The sequence below is a fragment of the Corallococcus praedator genome, from assembly GCF_003612125.1.
GTDB lineage: Bacteria > Myxococcota > Myxococcia > Myxococcales > Myxococcaceae > Corallococcus > Corallococcus praedator.
Genome location: NZ_RAWI01000276.1, coordinates 1 through 12,538, shown reverse-complemented (window position 1 = coordinate 12,538; position 12,538 = coordinate 1). Strand labels below are relative to the sequence as shown.

General features: G+C 72.1%; 11 protein-coding genes. 4 read left to right on the top strand and 7 right to left on the bottom strand.

Going from position 1 to position 12,538, the window contains the following annotated elements; translation table 11 throughout:
• Window positions 1-21: 21 nt before the first annotated feature.
• Entirely contained in the window at window positions 22-774 is a 753-nt protein-coding gene (locus tag D7Y13_RS28640) for a sterol desaturase family protein (RefSeq protein WP_120536682.1), read from the bottom strand.
• Window positions 775-1,131: 357 nt separating this feature from the next.
• Here D7Y13_RS28640 and D7Y13_RS28635 point away from each other — a divergent pair, with 357 nt between their 5' ends.
• The gene (locus D7Y13_RS28635; RefSeq protein ID WP_233595878.1) at window positions 1,132-1,485 is read left to right on the top strand and encodes a hypothetical protein; all 354 of its coding nucleotides are present in this window, start codon (window positions 1,132-1,134) and stop codon (window positions 1,483-1,485) included.
• A gap of 68 nt (window positions 1,486-1,553) precedes the next feature.
• Here the strand turns inward: D7Y13_RS28635 and D7Y13_RS45340 are convergent, their stop codons facing one another.
• The 3 genes from D7Y13_RS45340 to D7Y13_RS28620 all read right to left on the bottom strand — a co-directional run bounded on the left by D7Y13_RS45340 (window position 1,554) and on the right by D7Y13_RS28620 (window position 7,135).
• Window positions 1,554-2,657, bottom strand: a complete 1,104-nt coding sequence (locus D7Y13_RS45340; RefSeq protein ID WP_147444475.1) for a hypothetical protein — start codon at window positions 2,655-2,657, stop codon at window positions 1,554-1,556.
• Between the two features lie 17 nt (window positions 2,658-2,674).
• Entirely contained in the window at window positions 2,675-4,165 is a 1,491-nt protein-coding gene (locus D7Y13_RS28625; RefSeq protein WP_120585409.1) for a vWA domain-containing protein, read from the bottom strand.
• A gap of 129 nt (window positions 4,166-4,294) precedes the next feature.
• The gene (locus tag D7Y13_RS28620; protein ID WP_120585408.1) at window positions 4,295-7,135 is read right to left on the bottom strand and encodes a PAS domain S-box protein; all 2,841 of its coding nucleotides are present in this window, start codon (window positions 7,133-7,135) and stop codon (window positions 4,295-4,297) included.
• 341 nt (window positions 7,136-7,476) lie between these two features.
• Here D7Y13_RS28620 and D7Y13_RS28615 point away from each other — a divergent pair, with 341 nt between their 5' ends.
• On the top strand, window positions 7,477-9,153 hold the full coding sequence (locus tag D7Y13_RS28615) for a GAF domain-containing sensor histidine kinase (RefSeq protein ID WP_233595877.1): 1,677 nt from the start codon (window positions 7,477-7,479) through the stop codon (window positions 9,151-9,153).
• Between the two features lie 10 nt (window positions 9,154-9,163).
• On the opposite strand, the gene D7Y13_RS28610 is transcribed toward D7Y13_RS28615, so the two are convergent.
• Window positions 9,164-9,679, bottom strand: coding sequence for a GreA/GreB family elongation factor (locus D7Y13_RS28610; RefSeq protein WP_120536676.1), 516 nt, complete (start codon window positions 9,677-9,679; stop codon window positions 9,164-9,166).
• Window positions 9,680-9,766: 87 nt separating this feature from the next.
• On the opposite strand from D7Y13_RS28610, the gene D7Y13_RS28605 reads away from it, so the two are divergent.
• Window positions 9,767-10,048, top strand: a complete 282-nt coding sequence (locus D7Y13_RS28605; RefSeq protein ID WP_120536677.1) for a rhodanese-like domain-containing protein — start codon at window positions 9,767-9,769, stop codon at window positions 10,046-10,048.
• A gap of 7 nt (window positions 10,049-10,055) precedes the next feature.
• Window positions 10,056-10,952, top strand: coding sequence for a DMT family transporter (locus tag D7Y13_RS28600; RefSeq protein WP_120585406.1), 897 nt, complete (start codon window positions 10,056-10,058; stop codon window positions 10,950-10,952).
• A gap of 10 nt (window positions 10,953-10,962) precedes the next feature.
• Here the strand turns inward: D7Y13_RS28600 and D7Y13_RS28595 are convergent, their stop codons facing one another.
• Window positions 10,963-11,895, bottom strand: a complete 933-nt coding sequence (locus D7Y13_RS28595; protein ID WP_120585405.1) for an alpha/beta fold hydrolase — start codon at window positions 11,893-11,895, stop codon at window positions 10,963-10,965.
• A 134-nt stretch (window positions 11,896-12,029) separates the two neighbouring features.
• Window positions 12,030-12,538: class I SAM-dependent methyltransferase (locus D7Y13_RS28590; RefSeq protein WP_147452510.1), on the bottom strand; the 509-nt coding region annotated here is incomplete at its 5' end.

The following is a 12,538-nucleotide window of genomic DNA, read 5'->3' as shown; positions in this document are numbered from 1 at the left end:
AGATGGGTATAAGAGACAGGGTCAGGACTGCTCGCTGGAGACGCCGTCCGGGGCGGTGACCCCCTCGGCCTGCCAGAAGCGGCGCGGGTGTCCGTCACCGCGCGTGCCGCCGGACAGCTTGTCCACCCAGGGGTACTTCTGGGCCTCCTCGGCGGTGTAGCCCAGGTTGAAGACGGTGGGGCTCTTGGGCTTGTCCGACGCCTTCTCGTAGAGCGTGCCGAACACGCGGTCCCAGAAGTAGTTGGTGATGCCGAAGTTGCCCGTCTCGTTGTGGAAGTGGTGCGACATGTGCAGCCGCTTGATGTCCTTCAGGAACTTGAACTGCGGCGCGTAGTTCAGGTGCTGGATGCAGTGGCAGAACTCGTAGAAGCACGTGGTCACCATGCCCCAGCCCAGCGCCGCCGCCGCGCCCGAGCGCCCGCCAATGAGGTAGCCGATGGGCGTGAGCACCAGCGCGATGGTGGGCAGCGTGGTGTGCAGCGCACCGAAGAGCACGCGCAGGTCGTGCGGGTCCTGGTGGTGGTCGAAGTGGATGCGCTTCCACGTCACCGCCGTCGCCGCGGACTTGTAGAGGAAACGGCCGTGCAGGATGTACCGGTGGATGAGGTACCAGCCGAACGGGTACGCCACCGTCGCCACCAGCACCGCCGCCGCCATGCGCACCGGGTGGTCGAACCACTTCACCGACAGCACGATGCAGGTGATGCCGATGAGGATGTAGGCCACGACGGCGTAGTAGGTGAAGAACGAATAGACCAGGTCGCGCAGCGACATCCGGTCGAGGTTGTGCTTCCGGTTCAGGAAAGAGACCGCCACGGGTATCCCCTCACAGTTTTTTTGCGCCGCGCGAAACCCATGCCGTCAGGGCGCGCGGGGCACGAAGGCTCGCTCGCACCCCGGCCCTTGGGAGATGCGGCGGCACCTGAGCTATCAGCCCGGAAGGCCCTCGGCCCAGGAACGGCGAGACCCCTCTTAGTGTCTTCCTTGAAGCATTGAGAAGCCCTCCTGTTGGAGGCGGCGCTGATTGTCCGCTCGCCAGTCCTGCGTCCGACCCGGGGTCGGACTTCCATGGAGGGAGCGGACACCCCACCTTTCCGCCCACAGACGCGAGCGATCGCGCGAGGGGGCCAGATGGCGCGCAAGGCACAGGGGCAGCAGGCAGGCGGTACGGACACGGGGCGGCCGGCACGGCGCAAGGCGGCGACGACGTCCAGGCGGACTGCGAGTCCTGCACCGGCCACCGAGGGGCGCCTGGAGCTGCGCCGGGACATCGCCGAGTACCGGGCCGCCGCCGAGGCCCAGGCCGACCGGGTGCGCGAGCGCATCAACGCCGCGCTGGAGGTCAGCCGCCGCACCCGCGAGGAGATCGAGGAGCGCATCGCCAGCCAACTGCACACCGCCACCGTGGCCAGGAAGCAGGCCACCGCGCCGGCCCGCAAGCGCAAGCGCACGGCCTCCCGTACGTCCCACACGTCTGCGAAGTGACGCGACCCCGGCCTCCACGGGCTCCGGTCCGTTGACGCCGGGACGGCCCTGGAGGCAGGGGAGGCTGTCTAGGACCGGGCGGCCGGAGCGCGCTGGGGCAGGGGCAGCGACTCCGTGCTGGAGGACTCCAGGTCCAGGGCGGAGAGCTTGTCGGCCAGCGCCTGGGCCCGGTCACCCCCGTCCAGCGGGGAGGAGGCCTGGGCCCCGATGAAGCACACCCGGGCCCGCTCCAGCAGGGCCACCTGGGCGTGGAGCTGGGCGAAGAGGCGCTCGCGCTTGCGGGACAGCGCATCCAGGTGGTTGAGCTCCTCGCCCAGCGACGCGGCGGCGCGCTCCAACTGGCGCCGGGCCACGCCGTCCTGGGCGTCCGCGGCGCGCTTGCGCAACTCCTGCACCTGCGAATCCACGCTGCCCTGGGACGCGGAGGACAACTGGGCCTCCAGCACCGTCTGGGCCTCGGCCAGGCTGAAGGCGTCCTGGGCCAGCTTCCCGAGCACGCCCTGGAGCTTCTCGCGGCCCTTGCCGGTGGCCAGCTTGCGCGCCTCCGCCTGGCTCTGGCGGTACAGCCCGAGCGCCCGCGTCACCAGCCCGCGCACCTCTCCGGTGAGCGTGGCCTCCAGGCGCAGGCCCCGGGTGGCCACCGCGTCCACGTCCACGGCCAGGTTCGCCGGCAGCGTGCCGATGCTCCAGAACAGCGCCACCACGGCGTAGTCCACCAGCAGGGGGAAGTAGCCCCGGGCCGGGAGGAAGCGCGCGTCCATGACGTCCTGTACGTACAGCCCCACCACCGTCGTGACGGCCGCCGCACCGGCGCTCAGCGCCACCTGGGTGGAGCTGCCCCGGCCCTCGCGCCCGTGTCCCCGCCACGCCAGCACCCCCGCGGCGGTGGCGCCCGCCAGCGCGTAGTTCCAGGGCGACGGCAGTCCCAGGAAGAGGAATGCGATGGAGGGCAGCAGCACCACCGCCGTGCGCACCAGGGCGTTGAACGCGGGCAGCGGCTTCACCGCGGCGAGCGCCGCCCCCATCAGCGCGAAGTAGCCTGGATCCACCGGGAGGCGCAGCACCTGCCGGGCCATGCCCGCGAACAGCGCCATGGCCCCGGCCCCCACGAGCGCGTACAGGCAGCGCGTCTCGAAGTCCTCCCGGCGGATGAGTTGGATGGAGAGCGACACGGCGCACCGTCCCTGCACTAGTAGGAGTTGTTCTGCCCGAAGCTCTTCATCGTCTTCTTCTTCAGGTCGAGCATCTCACGACGCACGTCCGAATCACTGTGGGCCTTCCCATAGGCTGCCTGGGCCGCGTCCACGTCCGCAATCTCCCCCGCCAGCGCGGACGCTGAACTGCCGAAGAGGCGACGCGCGTTGTCCAGCAGGCTGACCGCTCCCTGACGGTTGCCGTTCTTCATCTCCTCCGCCGCCGCGTGCAACTGCTGCGTGCCCAGGGCGCGGATGGCATGCACGCGCACATCCCGGTCCAGGTTCGAGCGCACCGTCCCCGCGTCGTCCGTCACCCTCGCGTTCAGGGACAGGAGCACCTGGGTCGGCTGGTCCGCCGTCACGTCCACGTACGTCAGGTCCGCGCCCAGGACTTCCATCTGCGTGCCGCTCGCGGGCGCGTCCAGCGTCACCTTGGCCACCACGCGCGCGGACTGGCCGCCCGTCAAGTCATACAGGGGCACGCGCACTGTGTTGCCCTCGCGCGTGGACGGCAGGCCCATCACCTCCACGCCGCTCACGCCGGGCGGCAGCGTCAGCACCAGGTTCACATTGCGCGCCACGGTGCTGGCGGCCTGCTCCAGCTCCCGCGTGAAGATGGAGGCCAGCTGGGCCGAATCGCTGACGAAGCCGGAGAAGCCGCCGCCGCGCTCGGCCATGCCGCGCATCAGCGCGTCGTTGAAGCCCTCGCCCACGCCCAGCGCGCTCACGGTGATGCCCAGCTCGCGCAGCTTGCCCACCTCTGAGAACAGGCCGGTGTTGGACACGATGCCCTCCGTGGGCTGGCCGTCGCTCAGCAGGATGGCGCGCGTCACCCGGAACTCGCGCGTGTACGGGCGCACCGCTTCGGCGGCCGCCTGGAGCCCGCCGCTGATGTTGGTGGAGCCATCCACTTCAATCCGGGAGATGGCCTGGAGCAGCTCCGCGCGGGTCCGTTCGTTGATCTCCACGCTGGGCAGCGTCGTCACGGTGGAGCCGTAGTGCACCAGCGCCAGCCGGTCGCCCGTGCGCAGCTGCGTCACCAGCGCCTGGGCGGCGCGCTTCGCGTCCTCCAGCTTGCTGCCCATCATGGAGCCGGAGCGGTCCACCACCAGCGCCAGGTTCACCGGCACGCGCTGGGTGCTCTCCGGCTTGCGCGCCGACAGCTCGAACCACGCGAAGGCCTCGCCCGGGCCCGTCAGCACGTACGCGCCGGACAGCTTGCCGGTCAGCTCCACCGGGCCCGCCTTGCCGGAAGGGGACCGCCCCACGCCCACGGGCAGCACGAACTGGATGGGCGCCTCTCCCGGCTGCACCACCGTGTGGCTCTGGTCCGGACCCGTGGGGCGCGTGGCCAGCGGCGCCGTCGCCACATGGGTCGGGGGATGGCTGCTGGGACGGTTGAAATGCTTCGCGACCCCATCGAGCGCGAGCGCGCCCACGACCATCAGGCCAGCAAGGGACAGCAGCAGGGTGGTGCGGTTCATGGGAGGCGTGACCTCGAGAAGGGATTGGGCGAGCGGACGAGCACACGCTCGCAGACGCCCCCTGCCCGCGCATCCGTCAGCGGGAGGAGGGTCCTCCCGATGACCGATGGGTGCGCCCGCCCGGGGCCGTCACACGGCATCGGGGGGACCGCGAAGCACCAGGTCCTCCACCGCGCCGCGCACGCGGGCCTCGTCGAAGGGCTTCTCCAGCAGCGGGTTGGGGATCTGCGCCAGGAACTCGCGCGCGCCCACGGAGAAGGCCCCGCCCGACACGAAGACGAAGCGGCGCTCCAGGCCCGGGTGCTGGCGGCGCACGGCCTCGTACACGTCCCGCCCGGCGAGGTCCGGCATCATCACGTCGCACAGCACCGCGTCGAAGTCCGGCGCCTGGGCCATGCGCTCCAGGGCCTGCCGGCCGCTGGTGGCCACCTCCACGTCATGGCCGCGCAAAAGCCGCTGCAGCACGCGGCCCACCGCGGGCTCGTCGTCCACCACCAGCACCCGGCCTCGCGGCGCCAGGGGGGCGTCGGGGGTGACGGCCTCCGTCGCCCGGGGCAGGAGCGCGGAGGGCGGCGCGGGCAGCATCACGCGGAAGGTGCTGCCGTGGCCCATCGTGCTGTCCACGATGATGTCTCCGCCCAGCCCGGTGATGATGCCGTGGCAGATGGACAGCCCCAGGCCGGTGCCCACGCCCACGGGCTTGGTGGTGAAGAACGGATCAAAGATGCGGCCCATCACCTCCGGCGCGATGCCGCTGCCCGTGTCGCGCACCTCCACCACCACGCGCGGGCCCTCGGAGCGCGTGGCCAGCACCACCTCGTGCTCGTGCGCGGCGCCCTCCGGGATGGCCTGGGCCGCGTTCACCACCAGGTTGAGGAACACCTGGCACAGCCGGCCCTCGTTGGCCATCACCAGGGGCACCTTGCCGTAGTCCCGCCGCAGCCGCGCGCGGTGACGGATCTCATTCGCGGCCATCATCACCACGGAGTCCAGCACCGCGTGCACGTCCACCGGCGACACGCGCTCCTCGTCCGGCCGGGAGAAGGTCTTCAGCTGGCGGACAATCTGGCGCACGCGCTCGGCGCCCTCGCACGCCTCGCCCAGCACCTCCTGCCACTCCGCCACGTCCGGAGGGCGCACCCCGCGCGCGGGCGCGGGCGTCAGGTGGTGGCGGAACTCGTCCGACAGGAAGGCCAGGTTGGAGAGCACGAAGGCCAGCGGGTTGTTGATTTCGTGCGCGATGCCCGCCGCCAGCGTGCCCACCGACGCCAGCCGGTCCGCCAGCGTCAGCCGCGCCTGGAGCTGGCGCTGCTCCGTCACGTCCCGCGCGATGGACACCACCGCCGGCTGTCCGTCGAATCTCAGGGGCAGCGACGCCAGCTCCACCACGCGCGTGCGTCCGTCGCGCAGCACCAGCCGCCGCTCGCTGGTGAGCGGCGTGGTGGCCGCAGGCGTCACGCCAGTGCCCGGCACGTCCGCCAGGAACTCCGACAGCCGGCGGCCCACCAGCTCCTCCGCGCGCTCGAAGCCCAGCGTGGTGACGAGCACCGCGTTGGCGTAGACGATGTGGCCGTCGCGTTCGATGGCCGCCGCGTCCGGGAAGCCCTCCATCAACGCGCGCAGGCTGGCCTCGGAGCGCTTCAGCGCCTCCTCCACCTGGCGCCGCTCGGTGATGTCGCGCGCCAGCCCCTCCACCGCCACCACGCGGCCGTTGGCGTCCGTCACCGGCGCCACCACGTGCTCCAGCCACAGGATGCTCCCGTCGGGGCGCAGGAACCGCAGCACGACGGGCGTGCCGTCCGACGCGCGGGGCGACTCCAGCAGCCGCTCCAGCGCGGGCCGGTCCTCCGGGTGCACCGTGCGGTACCACAGCTCCGGATCCGCGTAGTGCGCCTCCGGCCCCAGGCCCAGCTTGGCGTGGGCCACGCGGCTGACGTAGGTGAAGCCACGCGGGGGCGCGCACCGGTAGAGGTACAGCACGTCCGACGCGTTCTCCGCGAGCTGGCGGAAGCGGTGCTCGCGCTCGCGCAGCGCCCGCTCGGATTCGCGCCGCTCCAGCGCCACGGAGATGGCGCCGCTCGCGGCGAACAGCAGGTCCACCTCCAGCCGGTCCCACTCGCGCGCCTCGTAGCAGTTGTCGAAGCCCACGAAGCCCACCAGCCGCCCGTGCACGCGCAGGGGCAGTACCAGCAGCGTGAGGATGCCCTGCGGATCCAACAGCTCCCGCTCGGCGGCGGGGAAGGTCGCCACGCGCCCGGTGACGACCTCGCCGCGCTCCAGGACGGGCACCCAGCGCCCCAGGCCCGGCCGCATCGGCAGCTCCTGGAGCAGCGGGTTGTCGATTTCAGGCACCACGCCGGGGGCGCACCACTCGGCGCGCTGGCTGCACACGAGCGCGCCCTGCGCGTTGAGGTGCGTTTCGAAGATGTAGACGCGGCTGGCCCCCGACGCCGGCCCCAGCGGCGCCAGCGCCTGTTGATACAGGTCTCCGCCGGTGTGCACCGACAGCAGGCGCTGCTGCATGTCCACCAGCGCGGTGAGGTAGCGCTCGCGCCGGGCGAGCGCGTCGCTCGTGCGCCTGCGCTCGGTGACGTCGTTGAGCGTGCCCGCCATGCCCAGCAGCATGCCGTCCTCGTCCACCGTCACCCGGACGAAGACATCCATCCAGCGGAAGCCCCCGTCGCGCGTGAGGTAGCGCACCTCGTGCTGGATGAACTCGCGCTCTCGCGTGAGCAGCGACTCGCACACCTCCAGCGTGCGCGCCTGGTCATCCGCGTGGATGAAGTCGAAGGCGGACTGGCCCAGGCACTCCTCCACGGGGAAGCCCGTCAGCTCGGTCCACGCGGGATTGAGGAAGACCCACTGACGCTCCATGTTCGTCTGGAAGACGACCTCCTGGAGCGTGTCGATGACCTGCCGGAAGCGACGCTCACTGGGGGTGCCGTCAGAACGGGTGAACGGCATCTGCATGCGGGAGACTCGCGTTGGAAGAACTTCGCCGTGCGAACAGAACTTCGTGGGTCACGGACGTGGACAGTCGAACGATTGAGGATCGCCGCCATGCAGGCAAGGGGGCCAGCGGGAAGAGCGGGATGACGGAAAGCATTCCCTGTGCTTGATGGTGATGGGGCGGGCCTTGGGGTCTGTCTTCCTGCCCGGGAGGCGGCGATGACACCATGATGCGTGCGGAAAGCCCCAGCATGTCCTCCGGCGTCACGTCTTCTTCTTCCCGCCCGGACCCTTCTCCGGACACCGCGTCGGGCCCGGCCTTGACGCTGGGTGCGTCGACACAGGAATTGCCTGGACGCGTCATGGATGCGGAGGGGTGGATCCTCATCGAACGGACCGGTCAGGTCCTCGCCTTCAACACGCAGGCGACGCTTCATTTCGGCATTCCAGCACCCACCCGCGTGGAGCACGGCCGTCTGCCCGGTTGTGAATGGGTCCGCGCGGATGGCACCCCGCTGCCGCCGCACGAATCCCCCCTGGGGCGGGCGCTGGCGGGCGAGCAGGTGGACAGCTCGGTGTGGGAGGTGCTCCGGCCGGACGGCACGCGCGCGTTCCTCCGGGGCACGGCGGTGCCGGTGAAGGGAGGGGACGGGCAGGTCGCGGCGGCGCTCCTGCGCACGCACGGCGTGGAGTCCCTGCCCGCCCCGCTGCTGGACGCGTCGCGGTTGCTGGCGGAGGCGGGCGCGCTGCTGGGCGAGGCGGTGGACGCGGAGGGACAGCTCGAACCGCTGCTCAAGCTGCTGGTGCCCGCGCTGGGGGAAGGCGCGCTGCTCATCCTGAAGCCGCCGGGCGAGCCCGTGCGCGTGGTGGCCTCCCTGCACGTGGACGAAGGCCGGCATGGGCTGCTGCGCGAGCTGCTCGGCCGCTACCCGCCGGACCCTTCCATGCCGGGCGGGCTGCCGGAGGTGTTCGTGTCCGGGGCGGTGGGGCGGCTGTGCATCATGTCCGAGGAGCACGTGGCGGCCATCGCGCAGGACGCGGACCATGCGCGGCTGATGCGGGAGGTGGGGCCGCACGGGTGCCTGAGCGTGCCCCTGGGCGCGCGCGGCAGCATCCTGGGCGCGCTGATGCTGCTGCGCTCGAACGTGCTGCACGCCTTCGACGCGGACGAGGAGCGCTTCCTGTCGGAGCTGGCCCACCGCACCGCGCTCTACCTGGAGAACGCGCGGCTCCTGCGTGAAGCGCGCGAGGCGGTGCGCCAGCGCGACGAGTTCCTGGGCATCGCGAGCCACGAGCTGAAGACGCCGCTGACGCCGCTGAGCCTCAAGGTGCAGCTGCTGCAGAAGCAGGTGGTGGTGCTGGCGCGCGAGGGCAAGCCCGTGCCCACCGAGCGCGTCGCGGAGACGCTGGACGTGGTGCAGCGCCAGGTGCGCCGGCTGTCGCGGCTGGTGGACAACCTGCTGGACGTGTCGCGCATCACCGCGGGCCGGCTGCGGCTGGAGCTGGAGGAGCTGGACCTGGCCAGCGTGGCGGCGGAGATCCTCTACCGCTTCGCCCCGGCGGCGGCGCAGCACGGCACGGAGCTGGAGCTGGACGCCCCGGTGCCGGTGGTGGGCCGGTGGGACCGGCTGCGGCTGGAGCAGGTGGTGACGAACCTGGTGTCCAACGCGCTCAAGTACGGCGCGGGCCACCCGGTGGTGCTGCGCGTGGAGGGGCAGGGCACGCTGGCGCGGCTCACCGTGAAGGACCACGGCATCGGCATCGCGCCGGAGGACCTGGCGCGCATCTTCGAGCGCTTCGAGCGCGCGGTGAGCGACCGGCACTACGGCGGCCTGGGGCTGGGCCTCTACATCACGCGGCAGATTGTCGAAGCGTTCGGCGGCAAGGTGAGCGCCACCAGCGCGCCCGGGCAGGGCTCCACGTTCATCCTGGAGCTGCCCCGGGGCGACATCCCGGAGGAGTGGCTCGACGCGCACGCGGCGCCGGGACCGACCTCGGAGCGGGAGCCGGACTTCGATCCGGATCCAGGCCCGGGCTGAGCCGCGTCCTTCAGGCGACTTCCAGCACCGTCCACTCGCGCACCTCGCCCGCGAGCGTCACCTCCACGGTATCGCCGGCGCGGCGACCCAGGAGGGCGCGGCCCACGGGGGAGCTGGGGGTGATGACGGAGAGGAAGCCGTCGCCACCGGGGCCGGTGAGCTCGGTGCCCGCGCCGGCGGGGAGGACGAAGAAGGTGCGCTCGGCGAAGCCGTCCTCGTCCTCGGTGCTGACGTCCACCAGGGCGCCCAGGCCCACGGGGCCCTGACGCGGGAAGCGGGGCAGGTCCTTCTGGCCAAAGGCGGTGAGCGCCTGGAGCTCCTCCTGCAGGCGGCGCGCGCGGTTGGCCTGGCCCGTGGCGAGGCTGCCGTACTCAATGGCGGCGCGGCCGTCCTCCTTCTTCTCGGACTCCGTGGCGAGGCTGCGGGCGGCCTCGCGGGCGTCGGCTTCCGCGCGGTGGGCCAGCCGGTCGCTCTGCTGGAGACGCTCGGCCAGTTGGTGGAGCAGGGTGTGCTTGTCGAGTGGCATGGGGGTCGTTACAGGACTGTAGCGTCCGGTGCGCCCGCCTCCAGTTTTCGGCCCGGCCGGGCCCGTGGCTGGGGGTACGATGGCCCCATGACGCCTCAGGAACGCTCGCAGAAGGCCCACGAACTGGTCGCGCAAGGCGCGGTGCTGCTGGATGTGCGCACGCCGGAGGAGTTCCAGCAGGGACACCCGGAGGCCGCCCGCAACATCCCCGTGCAGGTGCTGGCCCAGCGCTTGTCGGAGGTGGGCCCGGTGGGCACGCCCGTGGTGGTGTACTGCGCGGCGGGCGGGCGCAGCGCGGTGGCCGCGCAGCTCTTGCGCCAGGGCGGCTTCCCGGAGGTCTTCGACCTCCAGTCCGTGAAGAACTGGTAGGGCGCGCCTGTCCCAGAACCGCACCGCCGGCTTCCTCCTCGTCGCCCTGTCCGGCGCCTCCTTTGGCGCGCTGGGCCTGTTCGCGCGGCTGGCGTACGCGGCGGGCGCGGACATGCCCACGCTGCTGTTCCTGCGCTTCACCCTGGCGGGGCTGGTGCTCACCTGCGTGATGCTCGTGCGCCGGCAGCGCTGGCCCCGGGGCCGGGTGCTGCTGGGGCTCTTCCTGCTGGGCGCGCTGGGCTACTTCGCGGAAGGCAGCGCCTACTTCCTCGCGCTCCAGCACGCGTCCGCGGGGCTGGTGGCGCTGCTGCTGTACCTCTTCCCCGCGCTGGTGGCGGTGCTCCAGGTGGCCATGGGCCGCGAGCACCTGAGCCGCCTGCGCTGGCTGGCGGTGGCGCTGGCGCTGACGGGCACGGCGCTCACGGTGGACCCGGGCCCGGACGCGAAGCCGCTGGGCATCGCGCTGGGCGTGCTGTCGGCGGTCATCTACGCCATCTACGTCCTGTCCAGCGCGCGCGTGGTGGGCCCGGCCGGTCCGCTCGCGGCGAGCACCGGCATCCTGTTGTCGGCGGGGCTCGCCTTCGGGGGGCTGATGCTGGTGAAGGGCCCGTCCTTTCCCCAGACGGCGGTCGGCTGGGGCGCGGTGGCGGGCCTGTCGCTGCTGTCCACGGTGGTGGCGGTCCTCACGTTCTTCGCGGGGCTCGCGCGCATCGGCCCGGTGAACACGTCGCTGTTGTCCACGCTGGAGCCGGTGATGGCGGTGGTGCTGGGCGCGCTCTTCCTGGGCGAGCGCCTGTCGCCGCGGCAGGGGGCGGGCGGCCTGCTCATCCTGGTGGCGGTGGTGGTGCTGGCCCGGTCCGACCCGGCCCGCCCGGAACCGGTGTCCCAGGCGGCCGGCCCCTGAGACGACGCGACTACAGGCCGTGGATGAAGTGGTGCACGTCGTTCACGAAGCGCTGCGGACGCTCGGCGTGGGGGGCGTGGCCCGTCTCCGGGTAGAGCAGGTACCTCGAGCCCCGGATGGCGCGGGCCAGGGCCCGCTGTTCGGTGACGGAGAAGAAGCCGTCGTTATCCCCGCCGATGATCAGCGTGGGCACGCGGATGCTTCCCAGCCGCGCCGAGTGGTCCTCCGCGATGAGCCCGTCCAGCGTGTCCTGCCACACGCGCGCGGGCAGCTTGGAGCTCTCCGCCACGAGGGTGTCCAGGTACGACGCGGGCACGGGCTGGAAGAAGGTGCTGGCCTGGAATTCGTGGATGAAGGTGGGGTCCACCGGGTCGGTGAGCGTGTCCACGGCGGACTTGAGCCCCAGCGCGACCTCGTTGCCCGCCACGGTGGGCGCGGAGCCCACGAGCACCAGCGCCTTCACGCGGGAAGGCGCATCCAGCGCCACCTGCTGCGCGATGAAGCTGCCCATCGAGTGGCCCACGAGGATGGCGCGCGACACCTGCTTCGCGTTCAGGAACGCCACCACGTCCTGGGCGAACGCCTGCTGCGTGTAGCAGCACGCCGGGCGGGAGGAGTCCCCATGGCCGCGCTGGTCCAGCGCGTAGACGTGGAGGTCGCGCGAGAAGCGCGGCAGGTCCAGGTCCCAGGTGTGGTGCGAATCCGTATAGCCGTGCAGGAAGACGACGACGGGCCCGTCGCGGCGGCCCTGCTCCACGTAGCGGAGCGTGACGCCGGTGGACAGCCGCACGGAGTCCTCACGCAAAGCCGCGCCACCCTGGCGGTCGGTCTGCTCCAGCGCGGCGGGAGCACTCGCGAGGTCGGGCGACGTGCCCGTGTCCGGGCCGGGGCCGCAGCCGGCGACGAACAGCAGCGCGAGGAGGGAGGGAAGGGAGCGGGTCATGCGAAGAGGCCTCACGGATGGGACGTGGCGGGGGGTTCCGCCAGCGCGCCCACCATCCTAAAGTGACCTCTGACATTGCATCCGGAAACCCGATGCGGTGGGTTGTATCCCACCCGCCCGGGCTCATTCCGGACTCAGGGCCGCCGGGCGAAGATGAACTCGCCCACGCCGCCCAGGCGCTGTTCGCGCCGGACGATGTGGAAGCCCGCGTTCTCCACCAGCCGGAAGGTGTCCCGGTTGAGGCGGCAGCCGCCGGACAGCCGGTGCCACGCGGGCGTGAGCAGGTCCTGCGCGAGGGCCAGCACGGGGCTTGAGGCCCGCACGTGCTCCAGCAGGCGCAGCTCGCCTCCCGGCCTGAGCACCCGCCCCACCTCCGCGAGCGCCGTGGCCGGCGCGTCCACGCAGCAGAACACCAGGCTGGAGACGACCGCGTCGAACGACGCATCCGGGAACGGCAGCGCCTGCGCATCCGCCTGGAGCAGGGCCACGCCGGAGCGGCGGGCCCGGGCGCGCAGGAGCGCCCCCAGGTCCACGTCCACCGCCGTCACGGAGGTCACCGCGTCCGGATACCCCGGCAGGGCCAGGCCCGTGCCCGCGCCCACCTCCAGCACCCGGCCCGAAAGCCCCTCCACCAGCTGGCGGC

Coding starts and splice junctions, on each gene's coding strand:
- D7Y13_RS28640 (WP_120536682.1), bottom strand. CDS start 774: ATGTCGCTGCGCGACCTGGTCTATTCGTTCTTCACCTACTACGCCGTC.
- D7Y13_RS28635 (WP_233595878.1), top strand. CDS start 1,132: ATGGCGCGCAAGGCACAGGGGCAGCAGGCAGGCGGTACGGACACGGGG.
- D7Y13_RS28625 (WP_120585409.1), bottom strand. CDS start 4,165: ATGAACCGCACCACCCTGCTGCTGTCCCTTGCTGGCCTGATGGTCGTG.
- D7Y13_RS28620 (WP_120585408.1), bottom strand. CDS start 7,135: ATGCAGATGCCGTTCACCCGTTCTGACGGCACCCCCAGTGAGCGTCGC.
- D7Y13_RS28615 (WP_233595877.1), top strand. CDS start 7,477: ATGGATGCGGAGGGGTGGATCCTCATCGAACGGACCGGTCAGGTCCTC.
- D7Y13_RS28610 (WP_120536676.1), bottom strand. CDS start 9,679: ATGCCACTCGACAAGCACACCCTGCTCCACCAACTGGCCGAGCGTCTC.
- D7Y13_RS28605 (WP_120536677.1), top strand. CDS start 9,767: ATGACGCCTCAGGAACGCTCGCAGAAGGCCCACGAACTGGTCGCGCAA.
- D7Y13_RS28595 (WP_120585405.1), bottom strand. CDS start 11,895: ATGACCCGCTCCCTTCCCTCCCTCCTCGCGCTGCTGTTCGTCGCCGGC.